The 20,055-nt window shown below is 52.6% G+C and carries 19 protein-coding genes and 1 other RNA gene; 17 read left to right on the forward strand and 3 right to left on the reverse strand.

What is annotated here, in order from left to right; all coding sequences use genetic code 11:
- Positions 1–256: 256 nt before the first annotated feature.
- The 3 genes from ACL02P_RS02735 (at position 257) to rnpB (ending at position 2,642) form a co-directional block, all read left to right on the forward strand.
- Positions 257–1,018, forward strand: a complete 762-nt coding sequence (locus ACL02P_RS02735) for a tRNA (adenine(22)-N(1))-methyltransferase (RefSeq protein WP_412836797.1) — start codon at positions 257–259, stop codon at positions 1,016–1,018.
- On the forward strand, positions 994–2,109 hold the full coding sequence (locus ACL02P_RS02740) for a Nif3-like dinuclear metal center hexameric protein (RefSeq protein WP_009225562.1): 1,116 nt from the start codon (positions 994–996) through the stop codon (positions 2,107–2,109). The genes ACL02P_RS02735 and ACL02P_RS02740 overlap by 25 nt, the downstream gene beginning before the upstream one ends.
- Before the next feature lie 120 nt (positions 2,110–2,229).
- Positions 2,230–2,642: RNase P RNA component class A (rnpB, locus tag ACL02P_RS02745), an RNA gene on the forward strand.
- Between the two features lie 89 nt (positions 2,643–2,731).
- On the opposite strand, the gene ACL02P_RS02750 is transcribed toward rnpB, so the two are convergent.
- Complete coding sequence (locus ACL02P_RS02750; protein ID WP_412836798.1) at positions 2,732–4,681, reverse strand: S8 family peptidase; 1,950 nt, start codon at positions 4,679–4,681, stop codon at positions 2,732–2,734.
- A gap of 158 nt (positions 4,682–4,839) precedes the next feature.
- Between ACL02P_RS02750 and ACL02P_RS02755 the strand changes: the two genes are divergently transcribed.
- The 6 genes from ACL02P_RS02755 (at position 4,840) to thiI (ending at position 9,610) form a co-directional block, all read left to right on the forward strand.
- Complete coding sequence (locus ACL02P_RS02755; RefSeq protein ID WP_009225564.1) at positions 4,840–5,343, forward strand: YpuI family protein; 504 nt, start codon at positions 4,840–4,842, stop codon at positions 5,341–5,343.
- Positions 5,344–5,471: 128 nt separating this feature from the next.
- Entirely contained in the window at positions 5,472–5,705 is a 234-nt protein-coding gene (locus tag ACL02P_RS02760; protein WP_036645660.1) for a DUF1540 domain-containing protein, read from the forward strand.
- Positions 5,706–5,734: 29 nt separating this feature from the next.
- Positions 5,735–6,145, forward strand: a complete 411-nt coding sequence (locus tag ACL02P_RS02765; RefSeq protein WP_009225566.1) for a hypothetical protein — start codon at positions 5,735–5,737, stop codon at positions 6,143–6,145.
- Positions 6,146–6,332: 187 nt separating this feature from the next.
- Positions 6,333–7,100, forward strand: coding sequence for a lytic transglycosylase domain-containing protein (locus tag ACL02P_RS02770; protein ID WP_009225567.1), 768 nt, complete (start codon positions 6,333–6,335; stop codon positions 7,098–7,100).
- Positions 7,101–7,219: 119 nt separating this feature from the next.
- The gene (locus ACL02P_RS02775) at positions 7,220–8,359 is read left to right on the forward strand and encodes a cysteine desulfurase family protein (RefSeq protein ID WP_036645596.1); all 1,140 of its coding nucleotides are present in this window, start codon (positions 7,220–7,222) and stop codon (positions 8,357–8,359) included.
- Between the two features lie 15 nt (positions 8,360–8,374).
- Positions 8,375–9,610: a tRNA uracil 4-sulfurtransferase ThiI gene (gene thiI, locus ACL02P_RS02780; protein WP_260070456.1), complete on the forward strand. Its 1,236-nt coding sequence runs from the start codon at positions 8,375–8,377 to the stop codon at positions 9,608–9,610.
- Between the two features lie 61 nt (positions 9,611–9,671).
- Here thiI and ACL02P_RS02785 read toward each other — a convergent pair whose 3' ends face one another.
- Positions 9,672–10,376, reverse strand: a complete 705-nt coding sequence (locus ACL02P_RS02785) for a TerC family protein (protein ID WP_009225570.1) — start codon at positions 10,374–10,376, stop codon at positions 9,672–9,674.
- A 131-nt stretch (positions 10,377–10,507) separates the two neighbouring features.
- On the opposite strand from ACL02P_RS02785, the gene ACL02P_RS02790 reads away from it, so the two are divergent.
- From ACL02P_RS02790 to ACL02P_RS02815, 6 genes are all read left to right on the forward strand, one after another.
- Positions 10,508–11,167: a TerC family protein gene (locus ACL02P_RS02790; RefSeq protein WP_009225571.1), complete on the forward strand. Its 660-nt coding sequence runs from the start codon at positions 10,508–10,510 to the stop codon at positions 11,165–11,167.
- 156 nt (positions 11,168–11,323) lie between these two features.
- Entirely contained in the window at positions 11,324–11,824 is a 501-nt protein-coding gene (locus ACL02P_RS02795; RefSeq protein ID WP_009225572.1) for a hypothetical protein, read from the forward strand.
- A 205-nt stretch (positions 11,825–12,029) separates the two neighbouring features.
- On the forward strand, positions 12,030–13,871 hold the full coding sequence (gene typA / locus ACL02P_RS02800) for a translational GTPase TypA (RefSeq protein ID WP_009225573.1): 1,842 nt from the start codon (positions 12,030–12,032) through the stop codon (positions 13,869–13,871).
- Positions 13,872–13,908: 37 nt separating this feature from the next.
- Positions 13,909–14,217, forward strand: coding sequence for a YlaH-like family protein (locus tag ACL02P_RS02805; protein ID WP_009225574.1), 309 nt, complete (start codon positions 13,909–13,911; stop codon positions 14,215–14,217).
- 93 nt (positions 14,218–14,310) lie between these two features.
- The gene (locus ACL02P_RS02810) at positions 14,311–15,405 is read left to right on the forward strand and encodes an LCP family protein (RefSeq protein ID WP_036645599.1); all 1,095 of its coding nucleotides are present in this window, start codon (positions 14,311–14,313) and stop codon (positions 15,403–15,405) included.
- A gap of 106 nt (positions 15,406–15,511) precedes the next feature.
- The gene (locus tag ACL02P_RS02815; RefSeq protein WP_009225576.1) at positions 15,512–15,964 is read left to right on the forward strand and encodes a pyridoxamine 5'-phosphate oxidase family protein; all 453 of its coding nucleotides are present in this window, start codon (positions 15,512–15,514) and stop codon (positions 15,962–15,964) included.
- A gap of 40 nt (positions 15,965–16,004) precedes the next feature.
- Here the strand turns inward: ACL02P_RS02815 and ACL02P_RS02820 are convergent, their stop codons facing one another.
- Positions 16,005–16,580, reverse strand: a complete 576-nt coding sequence (locus ACL02P_RS02820; protein WP_036645601.1) for a YhcN/YlaJ family sporulation lipoprotein — start codon at positions 16,578–16,580, stop codon at positions 16,005–16,007.
- A 124-nt stretch (positions 16,581–16,704) separates the two neighbouring features.
- Here ACL02P_RS02820 and ACL02P_RS02825 point away from each other — a divergent pair, with 124 nt between their 5' ends.
- Entirely contained in the window at positions 16,705–18,036 is a 1,332-nt protein-coding gene (locus ACL02P_RS02825) for a PhoH family protein (protein ID WP_036645603.1), read from the forward strand.
- Positions 18,037–18,618: 582 nt separating this feature from the next.
- On the forward strand, positions 18,619–19,827 hold the full coding sequence (locus ACL02P_RS02830; protein ID WP_009224685.1) for an IS4 family transposase: 1,209 nt from the start codon (positions 18,619–18,621) through the stop codon (positions 19,825–19,827).
- Positions 19,828–20,055: the final 228 nt, after the last annotated feature.

The following is a 20,055-nucleotide window of genomic DNA, read 5'->3' on the forward strand; positions in this document are numbered from 1 at the left end:
GGCGCTTTATGGACGTAGACCCGGAAGCAGGTCGATAACGGCTCTGATGTCCGTTAAGCGTCGTCCCTTTCTTTTGGAATAATTTCCTTCTTTTTCTTTATTGTTTTTTATTTTACCGTTTTTCCCTGGGCATTGCAAATCGCTGTGGAGCTGCTTTCCGCGGTATGTGATGCCCTGGCACTTTATTATCGATCGCTATGTGGCATATCTGCTATTGTTGTGAATTAAGGAAAAAATGGGTGGTGTGGATAACGACATGAAATTGTCAGCTAGATTGCAGCTTATTGCCGACTGGCTTCCGGCCGGATGCCGGTTTGCCGATATCGGTTCAGACCACGCGCTGCTGCCCGTGGCTGCTGTGCGCAGCGGACAAGCGGTCTTCGCCGTCGCCGGCGAAGTGAACGACGGCCCGCTGGAAGCGGCACGCCGTCAGGTGGCTGAAGCCGGGGAGACGGCGCGGATCTCTGTCCGCAAAGGGGACGGACTCGCCGTGATTGCACCCGGCGAAGTTGACGTGATCACCATCGCCGGGATGGGCGGGGCGCTGATCTCCTCCATTCTCGATGCCGGCCAAGCGAAGCTGGCCGGTGTCAAGCGGCTCGTGCTGCAGCCGAACGTTGGCGGAGAATTTGTCCGCCGCTGGTTGCTCGAGCACGATTGGTATTTGGCCGAAGAGGCGATCTTGGAGGAGGACGGCAAAATTTACGAAGTGCTTATGGCCGAAGCCCAGCCGGATGCCGAGGTCCGGAACGCTGAGCTGTACCGTGAACGCCAGCTGGCGGGAGGCCGGGTCAGCTTGACTCGCGAGCTCCTGCTCATGATGGGGCCTCGATTAACCGTGGCCCCCAATGAAGTCTTTTTCAGGAAATGGGAATCAGAGCTTCGTAAGCTGGAGGGGATCCGCCGGTCGGTGGCTTCCTCAACGCTGGAGGCATCCCGTCAGAAGGAAGCGGAGCTTACCCGGTTATCGGAGCAGTTAAAGGAGGTGCTGGCATGTTTGCCAAAGGACAAACAGTAGTGCAATACATGGAGCAGCTGGCTCCTAAGCATGTGGCGATGGAGGGGGACAAAATTGGCCTCCAACTAGGCAGCCTGCAGAAGGAAATTCGGGGCGTGCTCGTAGCATTGGACGTGAATGAGGAGGTTGTAGACGAGGCAATTGCCTTAGAGGCGGATCTGATTGTCGCCCATCATGCCATCATTTATCGTCCGCTGGCTCATTTGCAGAGCGACACGCCGATGGGCAAGGTGTACGAGAAGCTGATCAAAAACGATATCGCGGTATATATCGCGCATACGAACCTCGACGTCACGGACGGCGGGATGAACGACTGGATGGCGGAAGCACTGGGCATCGAAAGCGCCGGTTCGCTTGAAGATGTGCATACGGACAACCTGTATAAACTGGTCGTATTTGTGCCCAAGGATCACCACGAGCCGGTGCTTCAGGCGATGTTGAACGCAGGGGCAGGCCACATCGGTAACTACAGCCACTGCAGCTTCAACCTCGAAGGCTTCGGCACGTTTAAGCCGGGAGAAGGGACCGCCCCGTATATCGGCAGCCAAGGCAAGCTGGAGCGGGTCGAGGAGGTACGTATCGAAACCGTTGTGCCGCAGAGCCTGCGCAACAAGGTCATTCAAGCGATGCTGAAGCAGCATCCGTATGAAGAGGTAGCCTATGATCTGTATCCTATGGATTTGAAGGGGCGCACTTTTGGACTTGGACGGGTTGGGAAGCTAACGGAGCCTGTTACGCTCCGGGACTTCGTGCAGCGCGTCAAAGAGCGACTGGACGTGCCGATGGTTCGAGTTGTCGGGGATTTGGACCGGCCGATTCGCAAAGCTGCAGTCTTGGGCGGTTCAGGCGGACGGTATTGGAAAAATGCCCAATTCCGCGGGGCGGACGTGCTCGTCACCGGGGACGTAGATTACCATACCGCACAGGATGCCTGGATGGCTGGGGTTGCGATCGTCGACCCGGGGCATAATGCGGAGAAGATCATGAAGCCTCGCGTTGCTGCTTGGCTGACTGAAAAATTAAGCGAAGACAAATATGCAACCCGGGTACATGCTTCCCAGGTCAACACCGAGCCGTTTCGATTTATGTAAAAGGGCGTCTGGGACCTACGAATATCCGTCTCCAAAGCTGGCAGGAAACGTCAGCCTTACCGGAAAAGCGCTCTTGTCAGCGGACGGCAATGTCTGTATACTAACTAGTGTTGCCTTACGAAAGTTTGACAGACAATCGCCGGCGGCTGCAAAGCCGCGGGAGGAAAGTCCGGGCTCCACAGGGCAGGGTGCTGGATAACGTCCAGTCAGCGCGAGCTGAAGGATAGTGCCACAGAAATGGACCGCCGATGGACTTCTCCACTTCGTGGAGGGGTCACAGGCAAGGATGGAACCGAGGTGTAAGAGACCCCGAGGAACGCTGGCGACTTCGTTCCTGGTAAACCCCACCTGGAGCAAGACCTAATGGGACGCAGCTTCTTTGCGAAGCGGCCTTTGCCCGAGGCGCGTCCGGGTTGGTTGCTGGAGCCGCTCAGTAATGTGCGGCCTAGATAGATGATTGTCACTCAAGGCGGGAGGGTGGTTCCCGTTATACCGCAACGAGTACAGAACCCGGCTTATGGCAAACTTTCATCACTAAAGGGAACATGACTTATATCAATGTCAAAGCCTCCGCATCGCTTGGATGAACTTCCAGCGATGCGGAGGCTTTTGGTTTAGGAAGTTATTTGACGCGATCCACCGCACGCTCCATTTTACGTTGGACTGACTGCGGCCAGAACTGCAGCGGAGCTGCACTGCCACCAGCAGCCTGCAACGCGGCATAGACGTCGATCTGCCCGTACCCGTAATATTTGTCCCGACCTTTTTCACCAAGATCGATGACGTTCTTCCGGATAATGTCCATGACCTCGGTGTTCTTCAGGTCTGGATTCACCGATCGGATCAGAGCAGCGAGAGCTGCGACGTGCGGGCTCGCCATCGATGTCCCGGATAACGCGGCATACTGATTATCCGGATAGGTGCTGGCGATGCTTTCACCTGGGGCCATCACGTCGATGTAATCGCCGTAATTGGAGAAGGAAGCTTTCTGCATGTTATAGTCGGTTGCCGACACGGACAACACTTCAGGATAAGCGGCAGGGTACCCTGGACGTTCGGTATTATCGTTCCCTGTAGCCGCAATCAGCACCACATCCCGCTCATATGCGTACTTGATCGCTTCATGCAAAAACTGGGCATCGGCGTAGTTGCCAAGGCTCATATTAATCACTTTAGCGCCGTGGTCCGTCGCCCAAATGATGCCCTGGGCCACCGAATACGTTGTGCCTGAACCGGATTTGTCTAGCGCCTTCACCGGCAATATTTTGCCGCCCCACATCATGCCGGCGATCCCTTCGCCATTGTTCACATTGGCGGAAATGATGCCCGCCACATGCGTGCCATGCCCAACATCATCGGTAGGCTCCTTGTCCGGTTCGATCACGTTGTAGCCCTTCAGCAATCGGCCCTGCAGATCAGGGTGCGTCAGATCCACGCCGGTATCCACGACCCCTACGATCACGTCGTTGCTGCCCTTCGACAATTTCCAGCCGCGGTTCGTCTCGATAATCGGCAGATTCCATTGGTATTCGGAGAACAGCAAATCGTTTGGAATCTCGGGATTATCTTCGGTGCCTTCGGTGCCAGCTACCTTATCGTCTTCGTAATAGTAGCTCTCCGGATCGTCCCAAATGCTGTCGCCGTTTTCATTGGTCAGATAGAGATAATGCGGCTCGATATACTTTGGCTGCCATTTATTTTGAAAATATTGCTTCAGCTGATTCATGCTCATCGTGTCCGAACGGAAGATGTAGGTGCTGTTCAGCTTCCGCGGCGGTTTGCCGGAGATGTCGGCCAAAATCTGCTTTATTTGCTCGTCTGTTGGCTTGCTGTGGAACATTACAACGATTTCGTTCTCGTAGTAATGGCTTGCTTTTTCGTTGTCATGCCCCGTCTTCACCGTAATGTCTTTCAGCGTGTCCGCATGCACCGATTCTACCTTGAATTTGCCTTCCTTCGGATAAGGAATCAAACGCAGGTTTTTATGCTGGTGATCCTGCACCCGCCCTAAGATTCCGATATCCATTACTGCGATAATCCCTTGCTTTTTGCCCTTCACCGGCTCTGCAGCAATGAAATATTTCGGCTGCTTCTCTGGGAAGGAAGGCGATTCATAACTGCTTGATTTGCTTAACGCTTTTTTCGCGTAACCCAAATAGGTGTTGAGCTGCTTACTTACAGCCGGATCCGGTTTAAAATCCTCCCGCCGAAACTGCCGGGTTTGCCCTTTTGTGGCATCGTACCAGAGGATCGCCTGAAAATGCTTATGATCCTTCTGCAATTTCTGCGCGGCATCTTGCAGCTTGTCACCTATGCTGCCGGGAGAGCTTGCCGCAAGCGAACGAAGATGCCCCCGAGCGTCCATCCGAGATAACCGTTCGGTTGCGGTCATATCCCGTTTCAGCATGCTTTGCTTTAATTTCTGCTCCTCCGCCGGCTTTGGCACGGTTAGCTGAGTTACGGATTTCCGTGGAGTTGTCTTGTCATTGTCCGCGGATGGGAGAAGAAGCGAAACCGCAGCTACCGCCGCAGCACCCGTTAACCCCAAAGCGGTCCATCTGCGCCAGTTCATCAGTTAACCTCCTTTAACATGTGTCCAATGTCCATAGCCATAGCGTGAGGTGATGTCTCTGATTTTATTCTTGAGGGATACCGTATTCTGTAAAATTGTGTTACGATAATTTCGATAATGACTATACCGATCATTACAGGTGAAGGAGAATTGTTCGCATGCCACAAGCCAATAACATCAGGCAGCTGTGTGAAACCACTCGAGAGAAATTAAAACAAGCGGTGGAGAAGCTTGAAACGTTCTTGAACCAACATTCTCTGCCGCAGCTTATGGAAGGCCAAGACGAAGACAGAGTATTGTTTTACCAAGGATTTTTGTCAGATCTGCGTCACCTGCTTGTGTTCAGTGAGGTTTGCTACGAGAAGCTGGGCGTTGCCCTCCGTCGCGGAACCTTTGACGACGAAGCTGCTGAGAAAGTGCTATACCATGTGTACCATGACTGCGTTAATAACTTCTTCTATCCTAAAAATGAAAGCTATTCCGAAGATGGCAGATACGCTTATACCGGGCAGGATGCCATTCGATTCCGTAAGAAGCCGGTTCGCGCGGCGCGCGACATCGTGCTGGATATCACGGGGATTTTTGAGGAATTGCGGGACGATCTAAATTATTATGAAAGCGATTATTTAACCCAATTACGATTAAACCGTTCCGCCAAATAAATGATGGATGAAATGAAACGACAAGATGCCGCGATCACGGCATCTTTTTATTTTTGGGAACGATTTGCTAATTGTGCGGCGCATAAGGGAATCAGGCCGGGGAGAAAATGATACGCGAGGTGATCAATATGCCAAATGGGGAAAAACCCATAGTTAAATGTAGCGTATCCAACTGCACCTATTGGGGAGAGAAAAACGTGTGCAATGCCGACGTCATTATGATCGATGTCGATCAGCATGCGAAGAGCCGTTATTCGGCAGAGTTCGCCGGCGAAACGTTTGATACGGAACACCGAGATACCGCTTCATCGTCCGCTTCCACTTGCTGCCATACGTTTAAACCTAAGTCCAAATCGTCGTAAGGAAAACACATTTCAAGGAGGTGCTTCAGATGACGGATACCAAAGCAGACAAACCCCACAAAAAATCGGCCGAAAAGAGCCGCACCGACTATCCGCGTAAAGTAAATCGTGAGCACCGTGAGGAGTATGCGGCCGAGGTCACGCCGGCCGGGACGTTCAGCGGTAACGTGGTCCGCAGTGAAAGATCCGAAGAACCTCACGATGCCTCCCGGAACGAACTTGCGGATAACGCCAATACGGCGGGACGTACCGTAGGTTACGTCGGCGTTGGTTTAGGGATCGCCTCGTTGTTCTTATGGTCGATTATTCTAGGTCCGCTGGCTGCGGTTATGGGCTTCTATGCCTACAGCCAAGGCAACAAAACATCCGGAGCTTGGGCGATCGGCCTAGGGCTCGTATCCACGTTAAGCTACTTTGTACTGATGCCGTTTACCCGCTAACAGTCGTCCGATGGGGCTGCTGGTGGCGATGGAATCATGACCGTCATATCAATCGGCTAACGTCATCTTTAGGGCGTTGGCCTTTTCTTTTCTGCAGCTTTTATCGAAAAAGGGTGGTATGAGTCGCGGATTGCGTGTAAAATATAGGCATTGAACTAGTTATTCCTCGATAAGGAGCTTATAACGCATGCAAATCGATCCGCGAACGGTGGAACAGCTGATTCAGCTTCAGTCTTTAAACCCATTAAACTTGCAACAATCGTCATCTGAGCGGGTAACCGGTGATACGGACGGCTCGTTGTTTGATATATTGCTTCAGGAGTTGATGTTGGCGGAACAGGGCGAGAAATCGTCACCTGAGACCGAATCCAATGCCGATACTCAATCTTTGTTAGCGTCGCTTCAAGGGTATCTGTATTCTGCTGGTATTGACTCCGGGGAATCGTTGGACGGAGTCTTCGCAGAGATGCTTCCCAATTACTTGACGGCCGCTGCGGCAGAGACGGTAGGGGATGTCCCGGGGCAGGAGTCGGAGGGTATAGCCGATTTGCAGTCTTTGATTGCCCAGGCTAGTGCGCGATATGGAGTGCCGGAAAGCCTGATCAAAGCGGTGATTGCCACGGAGTCGTCCTTTAATCCGCAGGCGGTATCGTCCGCCGGTGCCAAAGGTCTGATGCAGTTGATGGACGCTACGGCGAAAGGGCTGGGGGTCAGCGATCCGTTTGATCCGGCGCAGAATATCGACGGAGGCACCAAATATTTGTCTTATCAAATCCACCGTTACGGCGGGGATATCAAAACGGCTCTTGCGGCCTACAATGCCGGACCGGGCAGACTGCAGCGGCTGGGAATCAGCAACGATGAGCAACTGATGGAGAAGTTCCATTTGCTGCCGCAGGAGACGCAGGGCTATATTGCCAAGATTATGCGAGCGCAAGCGAAATACGAGGCTTAATTGGTTATAAAAATTGAGTAGTACATGATTCGAAAGATCAAAGGGAAAACGCTCCGATCGCGGTGATTTCGGGTATACGCGTTTTTCATTTGATCTTTTTTGAGATGAAGGTGAAAATAATGATCTATTTCGACCATGCGGCGACGACACCGCCCTACGAGGACGTCACCAAGACTGTTGCAGAAGTTATGGCACGGCACTATGGGAACCCGTCTTCGTTACACCGGCTGGGCGAAGAGAGTGCGAAGCTGCTGGACAAAGCGAGAGAGGTAAGCGCCGCTGCTCTGGGAGTTCAGTCGCGGGAAATCGTGTTTACCGGCGGGGCGACAGAAAGCAACAATATGGCCATTAAAGGGGTCGCCCTTCAGTTTACTGAGCGGGGCAAGCATTTGATCACGACGGCAACGGAGCATCCCTCCGTGTTCGAGAGTGTCAAGCAGTTGGCCACTTGGGGCTGGGAGACGACCATTCTTCCGGTTGACGAGGATGGAGGCGTGACTGTCGAACAGGTGCGGGAAGCGTTGCGTCCAGACACCGTACTGGTGTCGGTCATGCATGTCAACAATGAAACCGGGACCGTACAGCCGGTGGGGGAAATCGGCCGGATGCTTAAAGCGGTTGCGCCTCGGGTGCTGTTCCATGTGGACGGCGTTCAGGGCTTTGGAAAGCTGCCCTTGTCCTTGGCTGACAGCGGAATTGATTTATACAGCCTGTCTGCGCACAAACTAAGAGGACCCAAAGGAGTTGGTCTGCTGTACGTCCGTGAGGGGCTCCGGCTTGCGCCGCTGCTGGCAGGCGGCGGACAGGAGGGGGGCTACCGTTCAGGTACGGAGAACATCCCTTATATCGTGGCTTTCGCCAAGGCGTTGCGTCTGGCGAAGGAAGGCCGCGAGACTCGGGCAGCCAAGCTGTATGGCTTACGTGAGCGTCTAATGCATGGGCTTGCAGAGCTGCCAGAGCTGACGATCAATTCCCCGGCGCAAGGAGCGCCGCACATCGTGCATTTTTCTTATCCGGGGATGAAAGCCGAAGCGTTGCTGCACATGCTGGAGGAAGAAGGATTTTTCGTATCCACCCGCTCGGCTTGTTCTTCCAAGCGAAGTGAACCGAGCCGCATCCTGCTGGCCATGGGCAAATCCAAGGAAGTGGCCTCGTCCGGCATTCGGATCAGTCTGGGCGAAGAACATGAAGAACGAGACATTGACGCCCTGCTCGCCGCGTTAAAGCAATGTGTTAAGCGGCTGCAGGTTTTACGATAGGAGAGAAATGTTAAAATGGAATATGATATGCTGCTGCTCCGTTTTGGAGAAATTACCCTCAAGGGGCGAAACCGCTCGCGCTTCGAGAAAGTGATCCACAACCATGTCAAAGCGCTGATGCATGACTTCCCCCGGGCGGAAGTCATCAAAGAATACGGAAGAATCTTTATTGCCATAAACGGAGAGCCGCTTGAACCGATGATCGCGGCGCTGAAGAACGTGTTTGGCGTCACTTCGATGTCTCCCATCAAGGTTGTACCGTCCCGTCTGGAGGATATCCTTCAGACCGCGGTCGATTTCATTAAGGAGCTGGGGCCAGCCCCGGGAACGAAGTTTAAAGTTACCGCCCGCCGGATATGGAAGCCGTTCCCCCACTCGTCGCAGGAAATGAACAAGCTGGTCAGCAACCCGATCCTGAACGCCTGCCCCGAGCTTCGGGTGGATGTCCATCATCCTGAACTGGAGCTGCGCGTAGAGATTCGGGAGCAGGGCACGTATCTGTTCTGCGAAGTGATACCGGGAGCGGGAGGGTTCCCGCTCGGTTCAAACGGCAAAGCCATGCTGCTGTTGTCCGGAGGGATCGACAGCCCTGTTGCCGGTTGGTCGGCGCTGCGACGCGGATTGGAAATCGAATGCGTTCATTTCCACAGCTATCCATTTACCAGTAAAAAAGCGGAGCAAAAGGTCATTGATTTAGCCAACGTGTTAGCTCAATATTCCGGCTTCATCAAGCTGCACCTTGTGCCGTTTACCGAAATTCAAACCAAGCTGGCACAGACTGGTCAGGATAACTTGATCATCACGATGATGCGAAGAGCGATGCTGCGCATTGCCACGAAGCTGGCGGAACGGAATGGCGCCTTGGCTCTAGTCACCGGAGACAGCTTGGGCCAGGTAGCCAGCCAAACGTTGTCCAGCATGAATGCGATCGGACGCGTAACCAATCTCCCGATCCTGCGGCCTTTGGTGATGACCGACAAGGTGGATATCATTGCGATGGCGCAGCAGATTGGCACGTACGACTTGTCGATTTTGCCTTATGAAGATTGTTGCACGTTATTTGTTCCGAAATCTCCAGCAACCAACCCGAATCTGAGGGTCCTGGAGAACGTTGAGCGTTCGTTGGAGAATTTGGATGAGATGATTGACAAAGCCGTAGAGGATACGGAAACGATCTTTATCCGCCCCGGGCGCAGCATCAAGCGACGGGATAACGCGGAGGACAACGTCGTTCAGGAAAGTTGGTTCTAACCCTAAAGAGAAAACCCGCCCGGGCCAAATTCAAATGGCCGCATGCGGGTTTTGCTTTTTTCTACCGGGTTGCCGGATGGGTCTGAGCTCCTTCGGTTTCTTTGCGCTGCTGGCGCTTCTTCATGTAACCCGCCAACAGCACGCCGGCGATCACAATGGCGATCAGCAGATAACGAAGAGACGGGTTCTCCTCGAAGAAATGCGCGAAATGGCGTTCCTCCGTAATCATATTGGCGGCTGTGTAGGCAAGTACTGCAGCGCCAAGATATGCGATCCAAGGGAACTTGTCCAACAGTTTAATAAACAAGGTACTACCCCAAACAACGATCGGGACGCTGATCAGCAGGCCGATCACCACCAGCACCATGTGCTGCTTGGACGCCCCCGCTACGGCGATGACATTGTCGAGTCCCATGGCGGCGTCGGCAATGATAATCGTACGGATCGCCGGCCATAGCTTATCCTTCGCTTCGATGTTGTCATGGCCGCCTTCATCCGCCAGCACCTTGTAGGCGATAAAGACCAGCATCAATCCGCCTACCGCCAGCAGCCAGGGGATTTGCAACAGCCATACGACGATCAGCGTTGCGGCGATCCTTAGTACCACGGCACCGATGGTACCGTATAAAATGGCTTTCTTCTGGACCGAGTGGGGCAGTTTTCTTGCCGCCATCCCGATGACGATTGCATTATCACCCGCCAAAATGAGATCGATAAAAATGATATTGATCAGGGCGAGAAAAAAAGCAGCGCTAAATAAGTCCACGTTATGTCACTTCCTCTATAGACGTATATACGTATTAAATCTCTAAAAGGATTCATTTGTCCAGAGTTGTTTTTTAAAGTGGCATAGCTTGGCTACATCCCTCATACAAGTTGTAGGGGGGAGGGATAAGCTTGGAACATTTGCTGCTGTTATCGGAAATATTAATCATCAATCTCGTACTCAGCGGCGATAACGCCGTTGTTATAGCTATGGCGAGCAAGAATTTGCCGCTTAAACAACGTAAGCGGGCGGTATGGTGGGGAGCGCTGGGAGCCGTACTGCTGCGCTGCGTCTTGACCTGGGTAGCCGTGTTACTGTTGAAAATCCCGTTTATTCATGCGGCAGGCGGCGTACTGCTGGCTGCTATTGCCGTAAAGCTGCTGCTGCCGCAGGAGGAACACTCCCGCGTGGCGGGCGCAAGCTCATTGTGGAAGGCGGTGCAGACGATTCTTGCCGCCGATTTTATTATGAGCTTGGATAATGTACTGGCGATCGCCGCGCTGGCAGAGGGCGATGTGTCGATTCTTGTGATCGGGATCGCCATCAGCATTCCGATCGTGGTCTGGGGCAGCAACCTGATCGCCGATTGGCTGCAGCGTCTGCCGCTCCTCGTTTATGCCGGTGCAGGCATCCTCGGATACACTGCCGGAGAAATGCTGCTGCAGGATCCGCAGCTTGGACCGGCGCTTGCGGCGGCCGCTCCCGCATTGGCACGAGTCGTACCGGCGGGAACCGCCGCGGTCGTTATTATGTTCGGCTGGCTGCGAAAATGTAACGCCGGGCGCGGTTAACCGCACTCAGCAGTTCCATCCACACCATCCGAAAAAAACATCAGGCCCCCGCCTTAGGCCGAGTGGTTTTTTGGGCAGAATTCATATAAACTGGAAGTGAAGGGGATGTCGTAATTTGCAACGTCTTGTCCCTCATTGTCTTCTGGAAGGTGTGTGATGGATATGTCCGACAACAACAAACTCATGACAGGCGTCTTGATCCTCGCTGCCGGAGTGATTATCCTGCTCGGTAAATTAGGGTTTTTCAGCTTTCTTGGAAGAGCGCTTTGGCCGCTGCTGCTGCTGATCCCTGGGATCTTGCTTCACGTATGGCATTTCTGGCGGAAAGGCCCTGCGGAACTGCTGCTTCCCGGAGCCATTCTGGTCGTATACAGCCTCGTATTTTTTACCGGGGTCATCGGCGGATGGCAAACATTGAAATACACCTGGCCGATCTTCTTCCTAGGCGTTGCCGTCGGTTTGTTTGAATATGGTTATTTCGCGCCTCAGCGCCAGAACGGAATATTCATCGCCGCCATGATATTGGGAGCGATATCACTCCTCTTGCTTGGCTGGACGTTGTTTGCTTCGACGATCGTTTATTTCTTAGCTATTGTTCTGATCGTTGCCGGGATTTGGTTGATCGCTGGCCGGGGCAACCGCCGGAGATCTTGGTGAGTCACAGGGATAGTTCTTGAAAATTTCAAGATTTCACGTATAATATAAGGGATATGTCAAGCGTCGGCATTTAAGTCGACGCTTTGTTTTGTGGTGGATGAGGCTGCACTTGGTCTTGTAAACTAATTCCTGTTCGAAGTGCAAATTGTATTTTATAAAACCATCTCAATAATCTATAGAGACGAAAGGATCTGGAGACAAACCTATGCATGATAGAAAACAAATTCGCAATATTGCGATTATTGCCCACGTTGACCACGGGAAAACGACGCTCGTCGACAAGCTGCTGCAGCAATCCGGGATTTTCCGGGAGAACGAAGCGGTGCAAGAGCGGGCCATGGACTCCAACGATTTGGAGCGGGAACGCGGGATTACCATTTTGGCGAAAAATACTGCCATTACGTACAAGGACTATTTGATTAATATCGTAGATACTCCGGGACACGCCGACTTCGGCGGGGAAGTGGAACGGATTATGAAAATGGTCGACGGCGTGCTGCTCGTAGTTGATGCTTACGAAGGTTGCATGCCGCAGACGAAATTCGTGCTTCGTAAAGCGCTGGAGCATCACCTGACGCCAATCGTCGTGGTGAACAAAATCGACCGCCCGGCTGCACGTCCGGCCGAAGTGATCGATGAGGTGCTGGATCTGTTTATCGAGTTGGAAGCCAGTGAGGATCAGCTGGACTTCCCGGTCGTTTACGCCTCCGCGTTAAACGGTACATCCAGCTTGGATCCAGAGAAGCAGGATGACAATATGCTGGCGCTTTACGAAACGATCATCGACCATATTCCGGCGCCTACGGAGAACGTTGACGAGCCGCTGCAATTCCTCGTGACGTTGATGGACTATAACGAATACTTGGGCCGGATCGCCATCGGCCGTGTGAACCGCGGCGTGATTCGCCAAGGTCAATCTGTGGCGGTGATGACGCGCGACGGCGGCAAGAAGACCGCTCGTATCGAGAAGCTGTTTGGCTTCCAGGGCCTGCGCCGCGTGGAAATCGAAGAAGCCGGAGCCGGGGACATCGTCGCTGTTGCCGGGATCAAGGACATCAATATCGGGGAAACGATCGCCGATCCAAATCACCCGGAAGCCTTGCCGGTCTTGAAGATCGATGAACCAACGCTGCAAATGACGTTCCTCGTTAATAACAGCCCGTTTGCAGGACGCGAAGGCAAATGGGTGACTTCCCGTAAACTGCGCGAGCGCCTGTTTAAAGAGCTGGAAACTGACGTTTCCTTGCGCGTGGATGAGACGGACAGCCCGGACGCATTTATCGTATCTGGCCGTGGTGAGCTTCACCTGGGCATTCTGATCGAGAACATGCGCCGTGAAGGGTACGAGCTGCAGGTATCTAAGCCTGAGGTCATCGTACGGGAAATCGACGGCGTGAAAATGGAACCGATCGAACGCCTGCTGATCGACGTGCCGGAAGAAAGCATGGGCGCAGTCATGGAAAGCTTGGGTTCCCGCAAAGCGGAAATGGTGAATATGGTTAACAACGGTAACGGCCAGGTTCGCTTGGAGTTCTTGATTCCAGCCCGCGGCCTGATCGGGTATCGGACGCATTTCCTTACGTTGACTCGCGGTTACGGCGTTATGAATCACGCGTTCGACAGCTATGGTCCATTCGTTGGCGGACAGGTTGGCGGACGTCATGAAGGCGTGCTTGTTTCCAGTGAAAACGGCGTTTCCACCCTCTACGGGATCTTGTCCATTGAGGATCGCGGGATTCTGTTCGTGGAACCGGGAACGGAAGTTTATGAAGGCATGATCGTCGGGGAGCATACCCGCGATAACGATATTGTGGTGAATATTTGTAAGGAAAAACAACTGACAAACGTGCGCTCCGCCACGAAGGACGAAACGGTGAAGATGAAGACGCCGCGGCTCTTCTCGTTGGAACAAGCGCTGGAATATTTGAATGACGACGAATATTGTGAAATTACGCCAAAATCGGTTCGCCTGCGTAAGAAGATTTTGAACAAGAGCGAACGGGAACGGGCAGAAAAACATCGCAAAATGGCGGAAGCCAACCTATAATTAGGAATAAGGTTGCCATTTGAAGGAGGGGTTCGTTATGCAGGCTTGGTTTGCCAGCCATCCGATCATTTCCTACGTGCTGATCTTCGTGCTGATCATTTATGTTTACAATAAAGTGTTCCGTGCACAGCAGAAGCTGCCGCTGTTTAAAGAGATTATTCTGTACCTCCTTATGGCGCTGGGCTCCTTCCTGCTGCTCATCTTCCAAATTGACAAGCTGCCGATCATTCAATGTTTGCTGGTGGCTGTCGTTTTGATGCTGATGGTGCGGATTCGTTATTTTGTCGAGGGTCGACGGAACAAGGAGAACAAGACGGGTTCGCCGTCAAGCGATAAATCGGCATAATTTGCCTCCGCTTTCTAACCGGTAACTTTTCCGAAACTCTGTACGTCTTAATGAATGCGACAACATTTTTACAGAAATAAGGTGTTTAAGTTCATGAGTTCTAACCGCAGCGGCTTACCTCCACGGGGGCAAAGCCAAAGAGGATCGACAAAAGGTGCAAAAGCGGGCTCCACTCGAAAAAGAAAATCCGGCGGCCTGAAACGGTTCTTCAAAACCGTCCTGACGCTCCTCATCCTCGGGGTAATCGGGGTTGGCCTTTATGCAGGGTATTTATTCTATACCGCGGATCAGGTGATCGATGCAACGGGGACTCCAGACAAAGTAGCACCTGAGAAATCCGCCAAGGTGAAGCCGATTACGATGCTGTTGCTTGGGACGGATTACCGTCCGCAGACCGGCACCCATCTGAGTGACGTGATGATGGTCATCGCGATGAATCCCGATACCAAATCGGCAACGGTCGTCTCTCTTCCGCGCGATACCAAGCTGGAATTGGACGGATATAAGACGAACAAGCTCAACGCGTACTATCCGAACTTCCTGGCGGCTGAGAAGAAAACAGGGATTCCCGCCACACAGGAAATGAAAACGATGATGGGCAAGTTTTTTGGTATCAATATCGATTATGTGACGGTGCTGAATTTCCAAGGGTTCCGCGATGTGGTGGATGCGCTGGGCGGCGTTGACGTCAATGTGGATGCCGACATGTGTTACCGCGATACGGCGGACGGTACGAACATCAACCTGAAGAAAGGCGAGCAGCACCTGAACGGGGAAGATGCGTTAGGCTACGTGCGCTACCGCAAATCGAACTGCAAGCCGCAGACGAAGGGTTCGGATGATTTCGACCGTAACCGCCGGCAGAATGAAGTGCTGCACGCCCTGATCGACCAAGCGAAGTCGCTGAACGGTGTCATGGGGGCCGGCAAAGTGATCGAATCCGTCGGAAAGAATATGGAGACCGACCTGGAATCGCAGCAAATGAAAAATATCATTCAAGCGTATTGGAACATTTCTAAGGAGAATGTGGCATTCGTGCCAGTGACCGGGGATTGGAAGAGCCCGTACGTCTACTTGCACCAGGATGAACTGGAAGCGGCCAAGCAGGCGCTGAAGGATCAGCTCGCCGGGAAGGCAAGTTCCGCGCAGGCAAATAGCGGGGAGACGGACGACGGACAGGTGAACTGACGATTGAATGCAAGTTTTGCCGCATGCTATAATACAATTGACTTAAGGATAGCTGAAGCGTATTGAGCAGAAATCCGATGTAACACTGTACAGGAGGGCTGGTCTAATGTCCGAAGTCGTAACTCAATTATCTGATTCACTTTATTCCCTTCTCCAGTCCGAAACGTATGTACTGTTGAACACGGTGGATCAGGAATCCGGCGGCCCTACGTCCAGCGCCATTTCTTGGGTGTATGCCGTGGATCCTTCGAAGCTGCGGCTGGCGCTGGATCATCGCTCCAGACTGGTCGGCAATTTGAAGGCCAATCCGCGGGCGACGGTCACAGTGTTTGGCCAGGATACGATTTACGCCATCAATGGCCGAGCTACCGTTGTACAGGATCCATTGGACGGGGTGCCGTTTAATATGTGCTGCTTCGACATCGAGATCGATGCGGTGCGAAACGCGCTGTTTTATGGCGCGCAGCTGGTGTCACCGCCGGAATATGCCAAAGTTTATGACCAGCGTGCTGCGGACATGCTGGATCGTCAAGTGTTTGAAGCCATGAAGAAAGCCTAGCGAGTTGATCGCTAGGCTTTTTTTCCTTCTTGGGACAAACTTAACGCAGATTTTGCCGCGTTGCTCCGCCGTCAGGGGCGATTTGCATTTGCTTCGGATTGCCTTCCGGCGGCCGGGTATCGTTCGGAATCTGAGGGACGATCCGTCCGATAATGTCAGCCAGCTCGGTGGCGAAGCCGGAAACCGGCCGACCTTCGCGGATTTTCTTGCCGATCTCGGCAAGTCGTTGATTTAAGTCGATATCCGCGGTGACGATGGCGCCGGCTCCGTGCGGATCTTTTCGAAGCGCTTCAGCTACCGTATATTTAATGCTCCCTACCCTTGCACGTTCGAGGCGGCTATCCACATCGATACCAACGATGGCGGTTTTGCCCATAATGACACAATGCGCGCCTTTCACGCCAGGGACTTTTTTCACCAGTTCTTCCAAATAAACTTGTCTGTCACGGTCTGACATGACCTCTTTGTCGTTGGCGTTGGTGGCATAAGGATTCACGCTTTGTGCCTGGGGCGCATTCCCTGTTTGATGATTTGGAGAGGGTGATGCCTTTTCAGAACGAGTTCCGCAACTTGTAAGCAGGGTAGCCGTCAGTAACAAACACAGCCATAATCGCATGTTCAATCCGTCCTTTCGGAATTGATCTCTCGATACCGGTTCTAATATCGGTTATAGAGTTCCCGGGACGCCAAAAAATATGTATGCTCATAAGGCTGCAATGACCGCGGTGGAGGGGATAATGATGAAGAAGATCTTTGTATTGGATACGAATGTATTATTGCATGATCCGGGTGCCGTATTTGCCTTTGACGAACATGATGTGGTCATTCCGGCTGTCGTGCTGGAGGAAATCGACAGCAAAAAGCGCAATGCCGACGAGATCGGCCGGAATGCGCGGGGCGTCTCTCGCTTGCTGGATGGCTTGCGGTCAACGGGCCATTTGCATGATGGCGTACCGCTGGAGGGCGGCGGGCGAATTAAGGTCGAGTTAAATCACCGCAGCTTCGTCAAGGTTCAGGAAAAGTTCGGGGAAGTCACCAACGACAACCGGATTCTCGCGGTAGCCCTGAACTATCACCTGGAGCAGGCGGAGATGGAAACGCCGCGGCCGGTCATTCTGGTCAGCAAGGATGTGCTGGTCCGAATCAAAGCCGACGTTCTGGGACTCCATGCCGAAGATTATTTGTCGGACCGGACCGTAGGCCCCAGCGACCTATACGGAGGTTATTCAACCATCAAGGTTCATCCGTCGGTGATTGATGAATTTTATACGTATCGCTTTTTGCCAATTAAACCGCTTGGGGCTAATTATTCCCTTTACCCGCATGAGTTTGTGATATTAAAAGATGAGATGGGGACTGGCAAATCCGCTTTGCTGAAAGTGAACGAAGATGCCACCCGCTTGGAGCCGCTGTATCTTAGTAATGAGCCGGTCTGGGGGATTAGCGCTCGAAACGCCCAGCAGCGCATGGCATTGGAGCTCTTGCTTAACGATGATATTCCGCTCGTTACGATCACCGGTAAAGCCGGCACCGGTAAGACGTTGCTTGCGTTAGCCGCCGGTCTGCTGAAGGTCGAGGATGAGCACAAATACAAAAAGCTGCTGATTGCCCGGCCCGTTGTCCCGATGGGGAAGGATATCGGATACCTGCCCGGGGAAAAAGAAGAAAAGCTGCGGCCTTGGATGCAGCCGATCTATGATAACCTGGAGTACCTGTTTGATACGAAGAAATCCGGCGACATCGAGAAAATCTTGATGGGGCTTGGCAGCATTCAGGTGGAGGCCCTTACGTACATTCGCGGCCGCTCGATCCCCGGGCAGTTCATCATCGTAGACGAGGCGCAAAACCTGTCGCGCCATGAGGTGAAGACGATCGTGTCGCGCGTCGGGGAAGGCAGCAAGATCGTGCTGGTTGGCGATCCGGAGCAGATCGACCATCCGTATCTGGACGCTTCCAGCAACGGATTAACCATTTTGGTCGAACGCTTCCGCGACCAGGGCATCAGCGGGCATATCACCCTGGAGAAGGGCGAACGCTCCAAGCTGGCTCAGCTGGCGGCGGATTTGTTGTAGAAGGGCGAGCTCGGACTGGACTTGGCCTTGGCCAACTGTGGCGGATACAGTGATAGCCAGGTCAACGGAAGCAAGTAACGCCCTCGGCCCGCTCTTGTCCGCCGGTTGTCCCTGATGAGGTAGAAGGAGGAGAACCGGCTCCCAAATGCGGACGTAAACTTCCTCCGGCTCGTTACTTGCCTTCCTGGAACAGGAAGTTGCTGATCGAGAGCATACCGCTCGTCCGTCGCGAGGAAAATAATAGTAAAAGCCCGGCGAATCGGTATATCTTAATTCGCCGGGCTTTTTTGCTCGTTTGCACGCTTTTGCTCGAAGGGGGGAAACCTGCAAAAGTGCAGTTTTTTTCGGCTAAATCCCGATTTCTCGGCCAAAGCCTGCAAAAGTACAGTTATTTTTCACGATTTCGGACAAATGGGCACTAGCCTTGCACCAAACCTGACATGAGAAATTACAGAAAAATTGTTTGTAAAATATCCTAAATATGGTTGCTATTACTGGTATTCTTCTGGTTGCTCATAAAAAAATCTCCTATTGTTAAGGTGTAGGCATGTTACCCACTCCATAACAGAAGGAGACCATAGCATGGGTAACAATAACTCAAAATCAGTCATTTGTAAATGCCTAAATTTGCTGAATGTCGGAGAATACCGCGGCCTGCTTGCCGACCATCGCACTCGCAAACTTACAACCGGTAAAGCCATTCAGATTTTTGTGGAGTCTCAGCTTGCAGGGCGTACCAGCTATGATGAAATCTCGGAACACCTTCGCATCATGCCGGATCTGCAGGACGACCATCTGAAGTCGATCAGTGCCTCTCAGCTTTCACGAAAGATCAAGCAACTCCCGACGGATCTGTTACAAGCGATCTTTCTCTGCAACATCGCACGCATCCAGGAGATCACCAAGCAGAAGCAAGGGATCCCGAATATCGGCAAGCTCCGGATTCTCGACTCCACCGTGCTTACCTTGCCTACCCTAGCTGGACGCTGGGCGTACTGGAGCAAAGAGCAAAATGCGGTCAAGATCCATACCCAGCTCGTGGTGGCCGATCGCGAAACGGTGTTTCCCGGCAAGATCATCAACAGCACAGCGGCGGTGAGTGATCAGGAAGTCGCTCTTGATCTGGTGGTGGCGGACGATGCGATTCATGTGATGGATCGCGGGTATATCCAGTACGAGCTATATGAATCGCTGATTCACCAACAGATGAGGTTTGTGGCCAGATTGCAGACCAAGAACAAGGTGACCATCCTCCATCAGCGAGCGGTTCCTGAGGGTTTTCCCATCACGATAGATGCGGACGTCGAGATCCAGTGGAACGATAAGCAGAAGCAGACGCATTACCTCCAAGCCCGACTGATCGAGTTTACGGATGAGCAGAAACGGACCTACCGCTTGCTGACCAATGTGCAGGATCGCTCTGCCCAAGAGATTAGCGAGATCTACCGCTATCGATGGTTGATCGAGTTGTTCTTCAAATGGATCAAGCAACATCTGAGGCTGGTGAAGATCTACAGCGCAAACCAGACCGCCATCTGGAACCAAATCTATCTGGCGTTGATCGCGTACAGCTTGGTGCTGTTGATCAAGTTAGAGATGCAAACGGATCTAAGCTTATGGCAGATCTTGAAACGCATGCGCTTATATGCTGAGCGATCGTGGGAAGAGTTTCAACAAGCTGTGTTACGACCGCCGTCTCGGCCATCCAAAGGCCGGCGTAAGAAAGGGCGGCCAGGAAGGCCGAGAAAACATCCGTTGAAGCTCAAGAGCGTCAAGATGGTACTAGAGTAACCGAACGATTCATCTACTAATTTTTGGTAACATGACTACACTTCACGTCCTGTTACCCTTTTAGCACATTGGCGGGAAATAGAAATGGAAAATTTTAATACAATAAGCTGATATAACTAATATTAACAATTAATTAAATACCATGTCACTTTAGATGCAAGGCTAGTGACAAATGGGGCAATTCGGCGCAAAAAGCCTGCACTTTTGCAGGCATTTTGCACAAAGCGG

The sequence above is a fragment of the Paenibacillus sp. MB22_1 genome, assembly GCF_047200555.1.
Classification (GTDB): Bacteria; Bacillota; Bacilli; order Paenibacillales; family Paenibacillaceae; genus Fontibacillus; species Fontibacillus phoenicis.